The following is a 17,580-nucleotide window of genomic DNA, read 5'->3' as shown; positions in this document are numbered from 1 at the left end:
ATGTCGCGCAACGCCACCACGATCGCCGCCGGCGTCAAGCTCGGCATCTTCACGCTGGTCTCGATCCTCGTGACCGGGCTCCTCGCCGCGATCATGGGCAACGTCGGGTTCGGCTCGGGCACGACGTACCGAGCCGTGTTCACGACCGCCTCGATGCTGCAGAAGGGCGACGACGTCCGGGTCGCCGGCGTGAGCGTCGGAGAGGTCAAGAGCGTCGAGCACTACCAGCGCAGCGAGGCGCTGGTGACGTTCCGGGTGCAGTCCGACGTGCCCCTCACGACCGCATCGCGGGCCGAGATCCGGTTCCTCAACCTGGTCGGCGACCGCTACCTCGCGCTGGAGGAGGGCGCCGACCCCGATGCGGAGCGGCTGGAGTCGGGGGGCACCATCCCGGTCAGCCAGACCAAGCCGGCCCTCGACCTGACGACGCTGTTCAACGGGTTCCAGCCGCTCTTCCAGGCGCTCAACCCCCAGCAGGTCAACGACTTGAGCATGAACCTCGTCCAGGTGCTCCAGGGCGAGGGCGGCACCGTCCAAGGGCTGCTGGAGAAGACCGCGTCGCTCACCAACACCCTCGCCGACCGCGACCAGCTGATCGGCCGGGTCATCGACAACCTCGGCCAGACGCTGCAGACCGTCGACAGCCGCCACCAGCAGCTCAGCGATCTGGTGGTCGGCCTCAAGGGCTGGATGGCCGACCTGGCCCGCGACCGGGGCACCATCGGGTCCTCGCTGCAGAACATCTCCGACCTCACGGTCGTGGTCGCCGACCTGCTGCGCCAGGGTCGGCCCCTGGTCAAGTCCGACGTCGCGAAGCTGCGCCGGCTCGCCGCGCTGCTCAACGAGAAGAAGAACAGCGACCAGCTCACCGAGCTGCTCGACCGGCTCCCGGAGTCGATGACCGACCAGACCCGCACCGGCACCTACGGATCCTGGTACAGCTACTACGTCTGCGGGTTCAGCGGGCGGATCACGCTGCCCGCGGGGCTCGGCAACCTGCCCGGGGTCAAGCAGCTGATGGCGCAGCTGAACAACCTGAACTTCCACTCGACCGCACCGCGGTGCAACGGGGCGACGGCGCCATGAGCGGGACGAGCCGGTACAGCGACGCCCGGGTGCTGCGGATGGGTGCGATCACCGTGGTGGTGATGCTGCTGGTGATGGCGGCCGCGTTCAACCTCTCCCAGTTCCCGGGCTTCAAGGGCGGCACCTACCGAGCGGAGTTCAGCGACGCCAGCGGCCTGCACAAGGGCAACATGGTCCAGGTCGGCGGCATCCGCGTCGGCCGGGTGCAAGACGTCGCGCTCGAGGACAGCAACACGGTGCTGGTGACGTTCGAGGTCGACCACGGCGTCGAGTTCGGCACCGAGAGCCGGGCCTCGATCGAGGTGCTCAACCTGCTCGGCGAGAAGTACCTCGACCTCGAGCCCGCGGGCGAGGGCCAGCTCGGTGAGGACGAGGTCATCCCGGTCGAGCGCACGAAGTCGGCGTACGACATCGTCGGGGTGTTCGGCGACCTCACCACGACCACCGAGCGGATCGACACCGGGCGGCTGAGGAAGGCGCTCGACGTCGTCGCCGACACCACCAACCAGGCGGCGCCCGAGATCGAGTCCAGCTTCCGCGGCATCGCGCGGCTCTCCCAGACCGTCGCCTCCCGCGACGAGCAGATCCAGGCGCTGCTGAAGAGCTCCCAGAGCGTCACCAAGGTGCTCGCCGCCCGGAGCAAGGACCTGGTCGACCTGATGAAGCACAGCGACCTGGTCTTCAAGGAGGTACGCCGCCGCAAGCAGGCCGTCCACCTGCTGCTCGTCAACGCCCGCAGCCTCGCCGAGCAGCTGCGCGGCGTCGCCGAGGACAACCAGGCCCAGATCGGGCCCGCGCTCCAGGAGGTCGACGATCTGCTCACGCTGCTCAACGGCAAGGAGAAGGAGCTGAAGGCGACGCTCGCGGCGCTCGGCCCCTACGTCTCGATCCTCGGCAACATCATCGGCACCGGCCCGTGGTTCGACGCCTACGCCGCCAACCTCGCCGCGATCCCGACCGGTGAGTTCCTGCCCGGACCGCTGGAGGGCAACTGATGGCCGACGTGTGGAGCAGGGTCAACGGGCGCGCGCTCGCGGTCGCGGCGGCGGTCGTGCTGCTGGCGGCGACGTACTTCATCGTGATCCGCGACGACACCGCGACGAAGACCGTCGCCGCGCACTTCCCGCGGGCGGTCAGCATCTACGAGGGCAGCGACGTGCGCATCCTCGGCGTCAACGTCGGCCGGGTCACCGCGGTGACCCCGGAGGGCAACTCGGTGCGCGTCGACATGGAGTACGACGCGAAGTACCAGGTGCCGGCCGACGCGAAGGCCGTGATCGTGACGCCGACGCTGGTCGCCGACCGGTTCGTCCAGCTCACCCCCGCCTACGCCGAGGGGGACCGGGTGATGGCCGACGGCGCCGAGATCGCGCTGCCCGACACGGGGGTGCCCGTCGAGCTGGACCGCATCTACGCCAGCCTGCGCGACCTGTCCGAGGCGCTCGGCCCCAACGGCGCCAACTTGGACGGCACGCTCGACCACCTGCTCCGGGCCGGGTCGCGTGCGCTCGACGGCAAGGGCGAGCTCGGCAACCGGATGCTCACCCAGCTGGCCGCCGCGGCGCAGACCTTCGGCGAGGGCTCCGGGCCGCTGTTCGAGACCGTCAGCCAGCTGGCGGAGTTCACCACCACGCTGGCCCAGAACGACAGGTTCGTCCGGGCGTTCATCAAGGACCTCGCCGGGGTCTCCGCCCAGCTGGCCGACGAGCGCACCGAGATCCAGGGCGCCCTGAGCGCCGTCGCCGACTCGGTCGGCACCGTGAAGTCGTTCGTGCACGACAACCGCAGGGCGCTGGTCACCGACGTCGAGCGGCTGACCCGGGTGATGAAGACGATCGCCTCGGAGAAGGACAGCATCGACACCGCGCTGCGGATCGCGCCGGTCGCGATCGGCAATCTCAGCCTGGCGTACAACTCCAAGTCCGGCACGATCGGCTCCCGGATCGGCATCAGCGGCAACGTGTGGGACGCCGACGGGTTCCTCTGCGCGCTGGTGCAGCAGTCCGGGCTCCCGCGAGCGAGCAAGGACCTCGCCTGCACGCTGTTCAAGCAGCTCCTCGAGCCGATCGAGGACCAGCTGCCCACGATCCCGCCCGGCCCGGGCGGCCGCGCCCAGTCGCCCCAGAGCGCTCAGCGCGCGGAGGCCGACCGGCTGCAGCGGCAGTACGCCGCCGACCGCACCGGCTCGCTCGACGAGCTGATGGGGGGCGGATCGTGATGCGGCTGTTGCGTCACGGCGTACTGCTCCTCGTGCTGGCCCTGCTGGCCGGCGCCTGCAAGTTCGACGGCGCCTACGACCTGCCGCTGCCGGGCTCGCCGGTGGACGCCGATCACTCCTACGAGGTGACCGCCGACTTCGCCGACATCCTCAACGTGGTGCCGCGCTCGCCGGTGATGGTCGACGACGTGACCGTCGGCGAGGTCACCGACGTCGAACGCGTCGGCTGGCACGCGCGGGCGACCTTGCGGATCCGAGACGACGTCAAGCTGCCCGACAACGCGATCGCCGACATCCGGCAGGTCAGCCTCCTGGGGGAGAAGTACGTCGCCCTCGAGCCGCCGGCCACCGGCGCCTCCGAGGACCTGCTCGCCGACGGCGACGAGATCGGCCTCGCCGACACCGGCCGCAACCCCGAGGTCGAGGAGGTCCTCGGCGCGTTGTCGTTCCTGCTCAGCGGCGGCGGCGTCGGCCAGCTCGGGACCATCACCCACGAGCTCAACCAGGTCATGGACGGCCGCACCGACCGGCTGCGCCACCTGCTGGGCTCGCTGGAGGGGGTGGTCGGCACCCTGGACGACCAGAAGGCCGACATCGTCCACGCGATGGAGTCCCTCGACCACCTCACCAGCACCCTCAACGCCGAGAGGAAGACGATCACCGGCGCCCTCGACGTCGCCGGGCCGGCGGTGGAGGTGCTGGCCGCCCAGCACGACGAGCTGATCGCGATGCTGACCTCGCTCAACCGGCTCGGCGAGGTCGGCACCCGCGTGATCGGGCGCAGCAAGCAGGACATCCTGCGCTCGCTGGACCACCTCCAGCCGATCCTGCAGCGGCTGCACGAGGCCGGCGACGACCTCGCCCCCGGACTGAACCTGCTGGTGAGCTTCCCGTTCCCCAAGGAGGCCTCCGAGATCGTCAAGGGCGACTACGCCAACACCTCGATCCGCGCCGACATCAGCCTCGAGAACCTGCTGCCCGGCGCCCCGGGGGGCGGCATCCCCGGCATCCCCGACCCGGGCCAGCTGCTCACCACGGTCGAGAAGTGCCTGCTCAGCGGCGACCTGACCAGCAAGCCGTGCCAGAAGGTGCTGAAGTCCCTCAACCTGCTCAAGAACCTCGTCGAGGACTGCAAGAAGAAGAAGTACGACGGCAACCCGGTCTGCACGATCATCGAGGCCCTCCCCGGGCTTCCCGACGTCCTCGGCGGCCTGGGCGACCTGGGCGACCTGGGCGACCTCGGCGGGTCCGGCGGCCTCGGCGGCCTGCTCGGCGCGCGGGTGCTCGGCGAGGCGCTCAGCAGCGGCGATCCGAGCGCGCCACCGAGCGCGTCCGCGCTCTACGGGGGCACACCATGAGCCGTGGGGTGAAGGTCCGGATCGCGGCGTTCCTGGTGCTCAGTGCGGTCGGCATCGTCTACGTGGCCGGGTCCTACCTCGGCCTGGTCGACCGGGTGCTCGGCCGCGGCCTCACCGTGCACGCGACGCTGCCGACCTCGGGCGGGCTCTTCGAGGGCAGCGAGGTCACCTACCGCGGCGTGAAGATCGGCCGGGTCAGCGCGATGACCGCGACCGAGCAGGGCGTCACGCTGGACCTCGCCATCGAGGACGGCACCAGGCTCCCGGCCGACTCCCCGATGTACGTCCACAACCTCTCGGCCGTGGGGGAGCAGTACCTCGACTTCGAGCCCCCCGACGACGAGGGCCCCTACGTCGAGTCCGGGGACACGCTCCACGGCACCGCGCAGTCGCTGCCGGTCGACGAGGGCGACCTGCTCGTCGAGCTCGACAGGTTCGTCGACTCCGTCGACAAGGAGAGCCTCCGGAGCGTCGTGCACGAGCTCGGCACGATGTTCACCGACACCGGCGTCCCGCTCCAGCGGCTGCTCGACAACGGCAGCGCGTTCGTCCGCGAGGCCGCCGCCCACACGGCCGACACGATCCGCCTGCTCGACCGCGGCAAGCGGGTCCTGAGCACCCAGCAGGGCGAGCGCGAGAACATCCGGGCCCTCGCGGGCGACCTGCGCACGATCACCGACGCGCTTGCCGACAGCGACGACGACCTCGAGCACGTCCTCGGCGGCACCCCGGGCACCGCCCGCGAGGTCGACGCGCTCCTGAAGGACCTCGAGCCCACGCTGCCGGTCCTGCTCGGCAACGCGGTCAGCGTCAACCAGGTCGTCGTCTCCCACCTCGCGGGCGTCGAGCAGCTGCTGGTGACCTACCCGCGCACGATCTCCGCCGGGTTCACCGGCACCCCGGGCGACGGCTACGGCCACGTCAACCTCCAGCTCGACAGCTCCGTGCCGCCGTGCACCGAGGGCTACATGCCGCGCAACCGGTGGCGCCCGCCCAGTGACCTCACCGACAGCCCGATCTATCCGGCGCAGTGCACCAGCGGCCCGCCGTACGTCATGCGCGGCCCGAAGTACTCGCCCGGCTCGCAGGGCAGCTCGTCCCCGGGGCGGCTCTACCGCTCGTCGTACGACCCGGTGACGGGATTCGTGTCGGGTGCGGTCGATGCGAGCGGCAACCCCGTACGCTTCGTCGATCAGGGCAACCTGTCGATCCTGGGAGGCGACGCGTGGAAGTGGTTGCTGGTGGGGCCGGTGACGGGCCGGTGATGCTCGTTCCGGGGACCCGCGTCGGGCTGAACATCGTCTTGTACGTGCTCGCGCTGCTGCTGGCCTGCGGCGTGGTGTTCGGCGGCGTGCTCGTCGTCCAGGAGCACCGCGACCGCGATCGCGCGGCGGGGGAGCAGGAGCGGTACGGCGACGTCCTCGCCTCGGCCCGCTCGGAGGTCGAGGCGTTCATCAACATCGACTACCGGCAGGCCCAGGAGAGCATCGACGCGGTGGCCGCCGGCGCCACGGGCAAGTTCGCCACCGACTACGACAGCCGCACCAAGAACGTCATCGAGGTCCTCGAGCGCAACAAGTCCGTGATGGACGGCCAGGTGCTGTGGGCCGGCGTGACCACCCTGGACCCCGACAGCGCCACGGTGATCGTCGCCACGACCGGCACCGTCGCCAACGTGTCGACCGACAACAAGCCGGTCGCCCGCTACTTCCGCCTCAAGCTCGACCTCCAGAAGGTCGGCGGCGCGTGGAAGACCGCCGACCTGGAGTTCGTGGGCTGATGGCAGACAACCCGCGCAAGTCCCGCCGCCCCGCCGTCGGGTCCCGCACCCCCACGGGCCGCCCGCGCAAGATCGCCAACACGCCCGTCGAGCCGGCCCCCTCGGTGGTCGAGCCTCCCCCTCCGGTGGTCGAGCCTCCCCCTCCGGTGGTCGAGCCTGTCGAGACCCCCGCACCCGAGCAGCGACGCACGGGCGCCGGCCTGGGGGGACGGCGTACGACGTTCGCCCTGATCGCGGCCGTGGTCGGGCTGGCACTCGTCGGGGCGGGCGAGGTCGTCTACCTGGTCCGCGACCCCGCGCCGACGGTGTCGGCGGCGCGCCCGGTGGTCACCGGCGAGCTCACCCACCGGGCCGCGGTCGAGGCCGCGGCGCGCTCGACCGAGCAGATCCTCTCCACGAGCTACGAGGACTACGACGACCAGGTCGACCAGGCGGCCGCGAAGATGACCGACGGATTCGCCGCGGAGTACCGCGAGACCTCGGCCGGCATCCGCGACAAGTTCGTCGCGAACAAGACCCGCCTGCAGGTCAAGGCGATCGCCCAGGGTGTCGTGCAGGCCTCACCGGCCCAGGTGCAGGCGCTGCTGTTCCTCGACCAGTACGTCCAGAAGAGCGAGAACGGCAAGCCGAGCACGGACTATCGGCAGTACCGCGCGCTCGTGACGGTCGTCCACACCGACCACGGGTGGCTGGTGTCGAACATCGAGACGCAGTAGGGTCCGGCGAAACTAGAACAGGTTATAGTTGAGCCTGGCCCCCGAGAGGAGAAGGATCGCAGCGTGCCTGCAGACAACGCCGTCGACGTCGATCTCCTCGTCATCGGGGCCGGTCCCACCGGCCTCTTCGCCACCTACTACGCCGGCTTCCGTGGCTTCCGGGTCGCGGTCGTCGACTCCTTGCCCGAGCTCGGCGGGCAGATCACCGCCATGTACCCCGAGAAGCAGATCCTCGACGTGGCGGGCTTCCCGTCGGTCAAGGGCCGCGACCTCGTCGAGGGCCTCGTGGCCCAGGCCGCCACCGCGGACCCGACGTACCTCCTCGACCGCACGGCGACGACGCTGAGCGAGCACGACGAGTCGGTCACCGTCGGCCTCGACGACGGCACCGAGATCCACGCCAAGGCCGTGCTGGTCACGGCGGGCATCGGCAAGTTCAGCCCGCGGCCACTGCCCGCCGGCGAGGGCTGGCTGGGCCGCGGGATGGAGTTCTTCGTGCCGAGCTTCGCGCCGTACGCCGGCAAGGACGTCGTGATCGTCGGGGGCGGCGACAGCGCCTTCGACTGGGCGCTGCACCTCGAGCCGGTCGCCAAGTCGGTCACGCTCGTGCACCGACGCGACGCGTTCCGCGCCCACCAGCGCACGGTCGAGGCGGTCCAGGCGTCGTCGGTCGAGATCGTCACGAAGGCCGAGGTCTCCGCGATCCGCGGCAACGGCGTCGTGGAGTCGGTCGAGATCACCGTCGACGGCCAGATCACGGAGCGGCCCGCGCAGGCGATCGTCGCGGCGCTCGGGTTCGTCGCCGACCTCGGCCCGCTGCAGCAGTGGGGCCTCGAGGTCGAGAAGCGCCACCTGGTCGTCGACTCGTCGATGCGCACCAACCTGGCGCGGGTCTTCGCGGCCGGCGACATCACCGAGTACCCCGGCAAGGTCCGGCTGATCGCCGTCGGCTTCGGCGAGGCCGCCACGGCCGTCAACAACGCGGCGGTCGTGATCGACCCCAGCGCCCACGTGTTCCCGGGCCACTCCAGTGAAGGAAGCTAGGTGCAGCGATGAAGATCAAGGTCGACTTCGACCTCTGCGAGTCCAACGCCCTGTGCGAGGCGCTGGCGCCCGACGTGTTCGAGCTGGACGACGACGACTACCTCCAGCTGAAGACCGAGGAGACCACCCCCGACAACATCGAGGCCGTCAAGCGCGCCGTCGCCGCCTGCCCGCGCGCCGCGATCTCCCTGGAGGACTGAGCGTGAGCGTCTCTCTCGACGGCCGGGTGGCCATCGTCACCGGAGCCGGCGCCGGACTGGGCCGTGCGGAGGCACTGGCGCTCGCCGACGCCGGCGCACGGGTCGTGCTCAACGACCTGCCCGCGGGCGCCGACGCGGCCGCGGAGGAGATCCGCTCCCGCGGCGGCGAGGCGAGCGTGGTCGCTGGTGACGTGGGGGAGCGGGCCACCGCCGACGCGATGGTCGCCGCCGCCGTCGACGGCTTCGGTCGGCTCGACATCGTCGTCAACAACGCCGGCATCACCCGCGACCGGATGCTGTTCAACATGTCCGACGAGGAGTGGGACCAGGTCATCCGCATCCACCTGCGCGGACACTTCCTGCTCTCGCGCAACGCGGCGGCCTACTGGCGCGCGAAGGCCAAGGAGACCGGCGCCCCGGTCGGCGCCAGCGTGGTCAACACCGCCTCCGAGGCGTTCCTCTCCGGACCTCCGGGACAGGCCAACTACGGCGCCGCCAAGGCCGGCATCGCCGCGCTGACCGTCTCGACGGCGCGGGCGCTGGCCAGCAGCGGCGTACGCGCCAACGCGATCTGCCCCCGCGCCCGCACCGCGATGACCGCCGACGTCTTCGGCGCGGACACCTCCGGGCTCGAGGTCGACCCCTACTCGCCCGAGCACGTCGCGCCGGTCGTGGCCTACCTGGCCTCGCCGGCGGCGTCCGACATCACGGGGCAGGTGTTCGTGGTCTACGGCGGGATGGTGGCACTGGTCGCCGCGCCGGTCGTCGAGCAGCGGTTCGACAAGTCCGGGACGCTGTGGACCCTCGACGACCTGGACAAGCAGCTCGGTGGCTACTTCGCGGACCGGGACCCTGCCGTCGGCTTCGCGGCCGACTCGATCATGAAGCTGACGGTGTAGATCGTGGGGCAGACCATGGCCAGACTGGACGGGAAGGTCGCGATCGTCACCGGCGGCGCGATGGGGCAGGGCGCCGGCATCAGCCGGGCGTTCGTCGCCGAGGGGGCGCGCGTGGTCATCGCCGACATCGCCAAGGACGCCGGGCAGGAGCTGGCGGACTCGCTCTGCCAGATCTTCGGGAACGACGCCGCCCACTTCGCTCACCACGACGTGAGCGACCAGGCGTCCTGGGCGGCACTCGTCGAGGACACCAACGCCCGGTTCGGCCCGGTCAACGTGCTGGCCAACAACGCCGGCATCCTGCGGTTCGGCGAGATCGAGAAGCTGGCGCTCGACGATGTCGAGCTGCTGTGGCGGGTCAACCAGCTCGGCTGTCTCCTCGGCATGAACGCGGTGACCTACACGATGCGCAAGAACGGTGGCGGCTCGATCATCAACGCCTCCTCGGTCGAGGGCCTGGCCGGCATGCCGGGCTGCACGGCGTACGCCGCGACCAAGTGGGCGATCCGCGGCATGACCAAGTGCGCGGCGATGGAGCTCGGGCCCAAGGGCATCCGGGTCAACTCCGTCCACCCGGGCATGATCGACACCCCGATGACGCGCGTGCACGGCGGCGACGCCGCGATGGAGTACGGCGCCTCCAAGGTGCCGCTGCGCCGCGTGGGACATCCCGAGGACGTCGCGCCGCTGTACGTGTTCTTGGCCAGCGACGAGTCGGCGTACATCAACGGCGCCGAGATCTCGGTCGACGGCGGCGTCACCGCGACGCACGCCTTCGGCGGCTGACCCGGGATAGGGAGGCTCACCGCCCGTGGCCAACCAGCGCTCCCAGGTCGTGATGTCCCACGACGAGCAGGTCGAGTTCCTCCACCAGCAGCGCTCGTGCACGCTCGGCACGTTCGGCCCGCAGGGCCAGATCCACCTGGTCGGCATGTGGTACGCCGTCAAGGACGAGCACATCTGGTTCGAGACCAAGCGCAAGGCGCAGAAGACCGTCAACCTGCGCCGTGACCCGCGCTGCAGCTTCCTCGTGGAGGCCGGCCACACCTACGACCAGCTGCGCGGCGTCGCGATCGAGGGCACCGCCGAGGTGATCGAGGACGAGTCGGTCGTGTGGGACGTGTGCGTGAACATCTTCGAGCGCTACCACGGCCCGTACTCCGAGGAGATGAAGCCATTCGTGGAGTTCATGGCCCACAACCGGGTCGTCGTCCGCCTCGACCCGCAGCGGGTCCGCTCCTGGGACCACCGCAAGCTCGGCCTGCCGGCCATGGAGCTCGGCGGCACCACCGCGGCGTTCCTCGAGTAGGTCGACCTGCTCGACGGCGACGGCCGCCGCGACCCCGACGCACCTGACGCATCTGTCCTGAAACACGCGGCGGCGACGACGCATACGTCAGGTGCGTGGCCCTCCCCACGGTCGCGGCAGGACCGACCGGGTCTTTGGTCCCGGGACTTCGGGACTGAGATCCCGGGGTCGCACGGGGCAGAGTGCCCGAGGGTGGGCGCACCGGCCGCGGTGCGCACGCGGTCCGGATGACCTCGAGACCGGACCACTCGAAGGAGCGCTGACGCGTGCCTGCCCGCCCCACCCCGACCGACCCGACCAACGACCGGCTTCCGGGGGCTGGGGCCCTCCTGGCCGCCCGGCGGTTCTTCACCAAGGAGGAGGTCGGCGACCACGGCCGGACGCTCCACCAGATCGACGAGGCCGGCTGGGACTCCTTCTACCGGGACCGCTGGAGCTACGACAAGGTCGTGCGCTCCACCCACGGCGTGAACTGCACCGGCTCCTGCTCGTGGAACGTGTTCGTCAAGGACGACCTGATCACCTGGGAGCACCAGGCCGTCGACTACCCGACGACCGGTCCCGACAGCCCGGACTACGAGCCGCGAGGCTGCCCGCGCGGGGCGTCGTTCTCCTGGTACGAGTACTCGCCGTCGCGCGTGCGGCACCCCTACGTGCGGGGCTCGCTCATCACGATGTTCCGGGCCAACCTCAAGCGCTTCGGCGACCCGGTGGCGGCGTGGGCGGACATCGTCGAGACCCCGGAGAAGGCCGAGGCCTACAAGGGCCAGCGCGGCCGCGGCGGATTCGTCCGGGCCAGCTGGGACGAGGCGACCACCATGGTGGCCGCGGCGCACGTCTACACGACGAAGACCTTCGGCCCCGATCGGGTGGTGGGCTTCTCGCCGATCCCGGCGATGTCGATGGCGTCGTTCGCCGCCGGCACCCGCTACCACGCGCTGCTCGGCGGCACGCTGCTGTCGTTCTACGACTGGTACGCCGACCTGCCGGTGGCCTCGCCGCAGATCTGGGGCGACCAGACCGACGTGCCCGAGGCCGGCGACTGGTGGAACTCCACCTACCTGGTGATGTGGGGGTCGAACATCCCGGTGACCCGCACGCCGGACGCCCACTTCCTCGCCGAGGCGCGCTACCGCGGCACCAAGGTGGTCGCGGTCAGCCCCGACTACGCCGACAACGTGAAGTTCGCCGACGACTGGCTCGCCCCGCACCCGGGCACCGACGGCGCCCTCGCGATGGCGATGGGCCACGTGGTCCTCAGCGAGTTCTTCCGGGACCGCCAGGTGCCGTACTTCACCGACTACGTCCGCTCCTACACCGACCTCCCCTTCCTGGTCGCGCTGCGCGACCTCGGCGACGGCGTGTGGACCCCGGACCGGTTCGTGACGGCCGCCGATCTGGGTGACCAGGAGACCGGCGCCCAGCACAAGACCGTGCTCCTCGACGACGCCACCGGCGAGCCGGTCGTCCCCAACGGCTCGCTCGGCTTCCGCTACGGCCCCGAGGGTGCCGGCCGGTGGAACCTCGACCTCGGCGATGTCGTGCCGGCCCTGGGCCTGGACGGCCACCACGACGGCGTCGTCGCCGTCGACCTCCCGCGCTTCGACACCGGCGAGACCGAGGGCGGCACCACCATGCGGCGCGGCGTCCCGGTCGCCACCGTGGCCGGCCTGACCGTGACCAGCGTCTTCGACCTGCTGATGGCGACGTACGGCGTGCGCCGCACCGTCGACGGCGCCGACCTGCCCGGCGACTGGGCGAACGGGTACGACGACGCCGACTCGCCTAACACCCCCGCGTGGGCCGAGCGGATCACCGGCGTGCCGGCCGAGCTCACCGCGCGGATCGCGCGCGAGTTCGCCCGCAACGCCGAGCGCAGCCAGGGGCGCTCGATGATCGCCCTGGGCGCGGGCACCAACCAGTGGTTCCACTCCGACATGACCTACCGGGCCTTCATCGCCCTGGTCACGCTCACCGGCTGCCAGGGTGTGAACGGCGGCGGCTGGGCCCACTACGTCGGCCAGGAGAAGGCCCGCCCGGTCACCGGGCAGCAACAGATGTCGTTCGCCTTCGACTGGCAGCGACCGATGCGGCACCAGGCCAGCACGCCGTTCTGGTACCTCCACACCGACCAGTGGCGCTACGAGCGGGTGGGCGTCGACGAGCTGGCCTCGCCGCTCGGCGCGGGCCGGCTCGCGGGGATGACGTTCGCCGACACGGTCGCCGCGGCCCAGCGGATGGGTTGGTCACCGGGCCACCCGTCGTTCAACCGCAACCCGCTCGACCTCACCGACGAGGCCGCGGCCGCCGGTGTGAGCGTCGCCGAGCATGTCGTGGCCGAGCTGAAGGCCGGGCGCCTGGGTGCGGTCGCCGACGACCCCGACGACCCGGCGAACTTCCCGCGGTGCCTGACGCTGTGGCGGGCCAACCTGCTCGGCAGCTCCGGCAAGGGCAACGAGTACTTCATGCGCCACCTGCTGGGCGTGGACTCGCTCGCGAGCGCCGAGGAGTGCGCGCCCGACCAGCGCCCGCGCGACGTCGTGTGGCGCGACGAGGCGCCGGTCGGCAAGCTCGACCTGCTCACCGCGATCGACTTCCGGATGACCAACACCGGTCTGCACTCCGACGTGGTCCTGCCGGCCGCCACCTGGTACGAGAAGCACGACATCTCCACCACGGACATGCATCCCTTCGTGCACGCGTTCTCGCCGGCCGTGGAGCCGCCGGGCGACGTGCACACCGACTACGACGCGTTCCTCGCGATCGCGGACAAGGTCAGCGAGCTGGCCGCCGACCACCTCGGCGTACGCCGCGACGTGATCGCCGCGCCGCTGCAGCACGACACCCCCGACGAGCTCGCGAGCCCGTCGGGCCGGGTGCGCGACTGGAAGGTGGGGGAGACCGAGCCCGTTCCCGGCGTCACGATGCCCAGGCTCATCGAGATCGAGCGCGACTACACGCTGATCGGCGCGAAGATGCGCGCGGTCGGGCCGCTGCTCGACAAGCTCGGCACCGCCACGAAGGGCATCACCGTCGACGTGACCCCGGAGCTGGAGTACCTGCGGCACCAGAACGGCGTCATCACCGAGGGGCCGTACGCCGGGCGGCCGTCGATCGCCACCGCCGACCGCATGTGCGAGGCCATCCTGGCGCTGTCGGGCACCACCAACGGCCGGGTCGCCCGGGAGGGCTTCGCCCGGCTCGAGGAGCGGACCGGCCAGCCGTTCGTCGACCTGGTCGAGGGGCACGAGACCCACCAGATCACCTACGCCGACACCCAGGCCGCGCCGCAGCCGGTGCTGACGAGCCCGGAGTGGTCGGGCTCGGAGAAGGGCGGCCGCCGCTACTCGCCGTTCACGCTCAACGTCGAGCGTCGCAAGCCGTGGCACACGATCACCGGTCGCCAGCACTTCTTCATCGAGCACGACTGGGTCACCGAGCTCGGGGAGCAGCTGCCCGGCTTCCGGCCCCCGCTGAACATGGCTCGCCACTTCGGCAGGCCCGGCGACGTCGTCGACGGCGGGGTGACCGTGCGGTTCCTGACGCCGCACGCGAAGTGGTCGGTGCACTCGATGTACCACGACAACGAGCTGATGCTCGCCCTCTCGCGCGGCGGCCCGGTGGTGTGGATGAGCGTCGAGGACGCCGCCAAGATCGGGGTCAGCGACAACGACTGGATCGAGGCGCACAACCGCAACGGCGTCATCGTCGCCCGTGCGGTGGTCAGCCACCGGATGCCCGAGGGCACGGTCTTCCAGTACCACTCCCCGGAGCGCACGGTGAACGTGCCGAAGTCGGAGCAGGACGGCGGCGGGAAGGGCCGCCGCGGCGGCTACCACAACTCGATGACCCGCCTGCTGATCAAGCCGACCCACCTGGCCGGCGGGCACGCCCAGCTCACCTACGCCTTCAACTACTACGGCCCGATCGGCAGCCAGCGCGACGAGATCACCCTGATCCGCCGCCGTGCCCAGGAAGTGGAGTACTAAGTCATGCGGATCCGCGCCCAGGTCGCGATGGTCATGAACCTCGACAAGTGCATCGGGTGCCACACCTGCTCGGTGACCTGCAAGCAGACGTGGACCAACCGGGAGGGCACCGAGTACGTCTGGTTCAACAACGTCGAGACCAAGCCCGGCATCGGCTACCCGAAGCACTACGAGGACCAGGAGAAGTGGAAGGGCGGGTGGCAGCTCGACAGCAAGGGCCGCCTGGTCCTGCGCTCCGGCGGTCGCGGCAAGCGGCTGTCGCGGATCTTCGCCAATCCCGACCTGCCGACGCTCGAGGACTACTACGAGCCGGCGACCTTCGACAAGGACGTGCTCGTCAACGCCCCCGCGGGCCTGACCGACACCCCGGTCAAGCAGCCCCGGTCGGCGCTGACGGGGGAGCCGATGGCACTCGAGTGGGGCGCCAACTGGGAGGACAGCCTCGGCGGCGCCCACGAGCGCGCCGGCGCCGACCCCAACCTCGTCGCGATGGACCCCGAGGCCGCGGCCCGGGTGAAGTTCGAGTTCGAGAAGACGTTCATGTTCCACCTGCCGCGCATCTGCGAGCACTGCCTCAACCCCGCGTGCGTGTCCGCCTGCCCCTCCGGCGCGATGTACAAGCGCGAGGAGGACGGCATCGTGCTGGTCGACCAGGACCGGTGCCGCGGCTGGCGGATGTGCGTGACCGCCTGCCCCTACAAGAAGGTCTACGTCAACCACTCCACCGGCAAGGCCGAGAAGTGCACGTTCTGCTTCCCGCGGATCGAGGCCGGCCAGCCGACGGTCTGCTCGGAGACCTGCGTGGGCCGGCTGCGCTACCTCGGGATCGTGCTGTACGACGAGGACGCGGTCCTCGCCGCCGCCTCGGTCGAGGACGAGCACGACCTGCTCGACGCCCAGCGCCAGGTGTTCCTCGACCCGCGCGACCCGGCCGTCGCGGCAGCCGCGCTCGAGGCGGGCATGCCGCAGGAGTGGGTCGACGCCGCCGTCGCCTCCCCGGTGTGGCGGCTGATCAGCGACTACAAGATCGCACTGCCCCTGCACCCGGAGTACCGCACGCTGCCGATGGTCTGGTACGTCCCGCCGCTCTCGCCGGTGCTCGACGCCGTCGGGGCCGCGGGGCGTGACGACGCCGACGCCGACGACGTGTTCCACACGATCCGCGACCTGCGGATCCCGGTGGAGTACCTCGCCGAGCTCTTCACCGCCGGCGACGCCGACGCGGTCGCCGGGGTGCTGATGAAGCTCGCGGGCATGCGCTCCTACATGCGGGCCCGCACGCTGGACGGCACCGTGGCCGCCGAGATCTGCGACGCGATCGGCATGACCGGCCCCGAGATCGAGGCGATGTACCGGCTGCTCGCCATCGCCAAGTACGACGAGCGCTACGTGATCCCCAAGGCGTACTCGAAGGACGCCGCGGCGCTGGAGGCCCAGGCCGCGGCCACCGCGGACTGCTCGCTGGACTGCGAGGGCGGTCCGGGCATGGGCGGCGACGGACAGGCCGACGGCTTGGCGGCGCCGGCCACGGTCGAGCGCTTCCACCTCGTGGACGACGCCGGGAGCGTGCGCCCGGGACGCAAGTCGCTCTTCGAGCGTCGCAGCGACGGCCGCCTGGGGCTCAGCATCGACCCGGCCGGCGCGTGATGAGCCCGATGAGCACCGTCGCCGCGGACGACCGCCGCCGGCTGTTCGAGGTCGCCGGCCTGCTGCTGACCTACCCCGACGACGAGCTGCACGAGGCGCTTCCGGCGATCGGGGCCGCGGCCCGCGAGATCGGGCACGCCGGCGTCCGCGACCGCGTCACCGGCTTCCTCGAGTGGTGCGCCACCACCGGGCGCGAGGAGGTCGAGCAGCACTACGTGGCGACGTTCGACCTGCGCCGCCGATCGGGGCTCTACCTCACCTACTACCTGCACGGCGACACCCGCAAGCGCGGCGTCGCGCTGCTCACGCTCAAGAGCCGCTACCGCGCACACGGCCTGCGGCTCGCCCCCGGCGAGCTGCCCGACCTGCTGCCGGTCGTCCTGGAGTTCGCGGCCACCGTCGGCCCGGGGGAGGGCGAGGCCCCGCTGCGGCAGCACCGCCGGGGCGTCGAGCTGCTCCGCGCGGCGCTGGCCGACGTGGGCTCGCCGTACGCCGCGCTCCTCGAGGCCGTGTCCCTGGCCCTGCCCCCGCTGACCGACGGCGACCGGGCCGCGATCGCGGCCCTTGCCGTCGACGGGCCACCGGTCGAGGCCGTCGGCCTCGCGCCGTACTCCGCCTACGACGCCGATGCCTCGTGCACCCCCACCCACGCACCCGAAGAGAGCCTGCGATGAGCACCCTGCTGTGGATCGTCGTTCCCTACGCCTGCCTGACCGTCTTCGCCGTCGGCCACGTGTGGCGCTGGCGGCACGACCAGTTCGGCTGGACGACCCACACCAGCCAGCTGCTGGAGTCGCGGATCCTGCGGCTCGCCTCGCCACTGTTCCACCTCGGCGCGCTCGGCGTGATCGGCGGCCACGTCGTCGGCCTGCTCGTGCCGGCCTCGGTGACCGAGGCGCTGCACGTCTCCGAGCACGTCTACCACACCACGGCGGTCTGGGGCGGGACCGTGACCGGCCTGATGCTGGTCGTCGGCCTCACGCTGCTGATCGTGCGTCGCCGGATGACCCCGCGGGTCTTCCGGGTCACGACGCGCATGGACAAGGCGCTCTTCTTGGCCCTCGCGGTGATGGCCGCGCTCGGCATGACCGCGACCGTGGCGGTGAACCTGCTCGGCTCCGGCTATGACTACCGCGAGACGATCGCGGTCTGGTTCCGCAGCGTGTTCTACCTCTCGCCGCGCTCGGAGCTGATGACCGAGGCGCCGCTGGTCTACCAGCTGCACGCGCTGGGCGGCTTCCTCTTCCTCGCGCTGTGGCCCTTCACCCGCCTGGTGCACGTGTGGTCGGCACCGCTGGCCTACCTCTGGCGCCCGTACGTCGTCTACCGGGCCC

At 71.1% G+C, this 17,580-nt stretch carries 16 protein-coding genes; all 16 read left to right on the top strand.

The features are described from left to right. The gene (locus VGD85_RS07950; RefSeq protein WP_331062916.1) at positions 1-1,086 is read left to right on the top strand and encodes an MCE family protein; all 1,086 of its coding nucleotides are present in this window, start codon (positions 1-3) and stop codon (positions 1,084-1,086) included. Continuing rightward, a complete protein-coding gene (locus VGD85_RS07945) occupies positions 1,083-2,081 on the top strand; it encodes an MlaD family protein (protein ID WP_331062915.1) in 999 nt (332 codons plus the stop codon). The genes VGD85_RS07950 and VGD85_RS07945 overlap by 4 nt, the downstream gene beginning before the upstream one ends. Beyond that, on the top strand, positions 2,081-3,304 hold the full coding sequence (locus VGD85_RS07940; protein WP_331062914.1) for an MCE family protein: 1,224 nt from the start codon (positions 2,081-2,083) through the stop codon (positions 3,302-3,304). Before VGD85_RS07945 ends, VGD85_RS07940 begins: the two co-directional genes overlap by 1 nt. After that, positions 3,304-4,662 carry an MCE family protein gene (locus VGD85_RS07935; RefSeq protein ID WP_331062913.1) on the top strand — a complete coding sequence of 453 codons (1,359 nt, stop codon included), beginning with the start codon at positions 3,304-3,306 and terminating at the stop codon, positions 4,660-4,662. The genes VGD85_RS07940 and VGD85_RS07935 overlap by 1 nt, the downstream gene beginning before the upstream one ends. Next, positions 4,659-5,927, top strand: a complete 1,269-nt coding sequence (locus VGD85_RS07930) for an MlaD family protein (protein ID WP_331062912.1) — start codon at positions 4,659-4,661, stop codon at positions 5,925-5,927. The genes VGD85_RS07935 and VGD85_RS07930 overlap by 4 nt, the downstream gene beginning before the upstream one ends. Then, entirely contained in the window at positions 5,927-6,442 is a 516-nt protein-coding gene (locus VGD85_RS07925) for a hypothetical protein (protein WP_331062911.1), read from the top strand. The genes VGD85_RS07930 and VGD85_RS07925 overlap by 1 nt, the downstream gene beginning before the upstream one ends. Continuing rightward, positions 6,442-7,158, top strand: coding sequence for a hypothetical protein (locus VGD85_RS07920; protein WP_331062910.1), 717 nt, complete (start codon positions 6,442-6,444; stop codon positions 7,156-7,158). The genes VGD85_RS07925 and VGD85_RS07920 overlap by 1 nt, the downstream gene beginning before the upstream one ends. Before the next feature lie 63 nt (positions 7,159-7,221). After that, on the top strand, positions 7,222-8,202 hold the full coding sequence (locus VGD85_RS07915; RefSeq protein ID WP_331062909.1) for an NAD(P)/FAD-dependent oxidoreductase: 981 nt from the start codon (positions 7,222-7,224) through the stop codon (positions 8,200-8,202). A gap of 8 nt (positions 8,203-8,210) precedes the next feature. After that, the gene (locus tag VGD85_RS07910) at positions 8,211-8,402 is read left to right on the top strand and encodes a ferredoxin (RefSeq protein WP_331062908.1); all 192 of its coding nucleotides are present in this window, start codon (positions 8,211-8,213) and stop codon (positions 8,400-8,402) included. Positions 8,403-8,404: 2 nt separating this feature from the next. Continuing rightward, complete coding sequence (locus VGD85_RS07905; RefSeq protein ID WP_331062907.1) at positions 8,405-9,301, top strand: 3-oxoacyl-ACP reductase; 897 nt, start codon at positions 8,405-8,407, stop codon at positions 9,299-9,301. Between the two features lie 15 nt (positions 9,302-9,316). Beyond that, complete coding sequence (locus VGD85_RS07900) at positions 9,317-10,087, top strand: glucose 1-dehydrogenase (protein WP_331062906.1); 771 nt, start codon at positions 9,317-9,319, stop codon at positions 10,085-10,087. A 25-nt stretch (positions 10,088-10,112) separates the two neighbouring features. After that, entirely contained in the window at positions 10,113-10,610 is a 498-nt protein-coding gene (locus tag VGD85_RS07895) for a PPOX class F420-dependent oxidoreductase (RefSeq protein WP_331062905.1), read from the top strand. Positions 10,611-10,876: 266 nt separating this feature from the next. Continuing rightward, entirely contained in the window at positions 10,877-14,599 is a 3,723-nt protein-coding gene (locus VGD85_RS07890; protein WP_331062904.1) for a nitrate reductase subunit alpha, read from the top strand. 3 nt (positions 14,600-14,602) lie between these two features. Then, a complete protein-coding gene (narH, locus tag VGD85_RS07885) occupies positions 14,603-16,246 on the top strand; it encodes a nitrate reductase subunit beta (RefSeq protein WP_331062903.1) in 1,644 nt (547 codons plus the stop codon). Positions 16,247-16,254: 8 nt separating this feature from the next. Beyond that, complete coding sequence (gene narJ / locus VGD85_RS07880) at positions 16,255-16,920, top strand: nitrate reductase molybdenum cofactor assembly chaperone (protein ID WP_331062902.1); 666 nt, start codon at positions 16,255-16,257, stop codon at positions 16,918-16,920. After that, on the top strand, positions 16,917-17,580 hold a 664-nt coding region (gene narI, locus VGD85_RS07875), incomplete at its 3' end, for a respiratory nitrate reductase subunit gamma (protein ID WP_331062901.1). The genes narJ and narI, both read left to right, overlap by 4 nt.

The organism is Nocardioides sp. (genome assembly GCF_036401255.1).
In the GTDB taxonomy this organism is placed as follows: Bacteria; Actinomycetota; Actinomycetes; order Propionibacteriales; family Nocardioidaceae; genus Nocardioides.
This window is presented reverse-complemented; position numbering and strand designations above follow the sequence as displayed.

What these genes read in the sequence shown, in the direction of transcription:
- VGD85_RS07950 (WP_331062916.1), top strand. Translation starts at nt 1, where the DNA reads ATGTCGCGCAACGCCACCACGATCGCCGCCGGCGTCAAGCTCGGCATC.
- VGD85_RS07945 (WP_331062915.1), top strand. Translation starts at nt 1,083, where the DNA reads ATGAGCGGGACGAGCCGGTACAGCGACGCCCGGGTGCTGCGGATGGGT.
- VGD85_RS07940 (WP_331062914.1), top strand. Translation starts at nt 2,081, where the DNA reads ATGGCCGACGTGTGGAGCAGGGTCAACGGGCGCGCGCTCGCGGTCGCG.
- VGD85_RS07935 (WP_331062913.1), top strand. Translation starts at nt 3,304, where the DNA reads ATGCGGCTGTTGCGTCACGGCGTACTGCTCCTCGTGCTGGCCCTGCTG.
- VGD85_RS07930 (WP_331062912.1), top strand. Translation starts at nt 4,659, where the DNA reads ATGAGCCGTGGGGTGAAGGTCCGGATCGCGGCGTTCCTGGTGCTCAGT.
- VGD85_RS07925 (WP_331062911.1), top strand. Translation starts at nt 5,927, where the DNA reads ATGCTCGTTCCGGGGACCCGCGTCGGGCTGAACATCGTCTTGTACGTG.
- VGD85_RS07920 (WP_331062910.1), top strand. Translation starts at nt 6,442, where the DNA reads ATGGCAGACAACCCGCGCAAGTCCCGCCGCCCCGCCGTCGGGTCCCGC.
- VGD85_RS07910 (WP_331062908.1), top strand. Translation starts at nt 8,211, where the DNA reads ATGAAGATCAAGGTCGACTTCGACCTCTGCGAGTCCAACGCCCTGTGC.
- VGD85_RS07900 (WP_331062906.1), top strand. Translation starts at nt 9,317, where the DNA reads ATGGCCAGACTGGACGGGAAGGTCGCGATCGTCACCGGCGGCGCGATG.
- narH (WP_331062903.1), top strand. Translation starts at nt 14,603, where the DNA reads ATGCGGATCCGCGCCCAGGTCGCGATGGTCATGAACCTCGACAAGTGC.
- narJ (WP_331062902.1), top strand. Translation starts at nt 16,255, where the DNA reads ATGAGCACCGTCGCCGCGGACGACCGCCGCCGGCTGTTCGAGGTCGCC.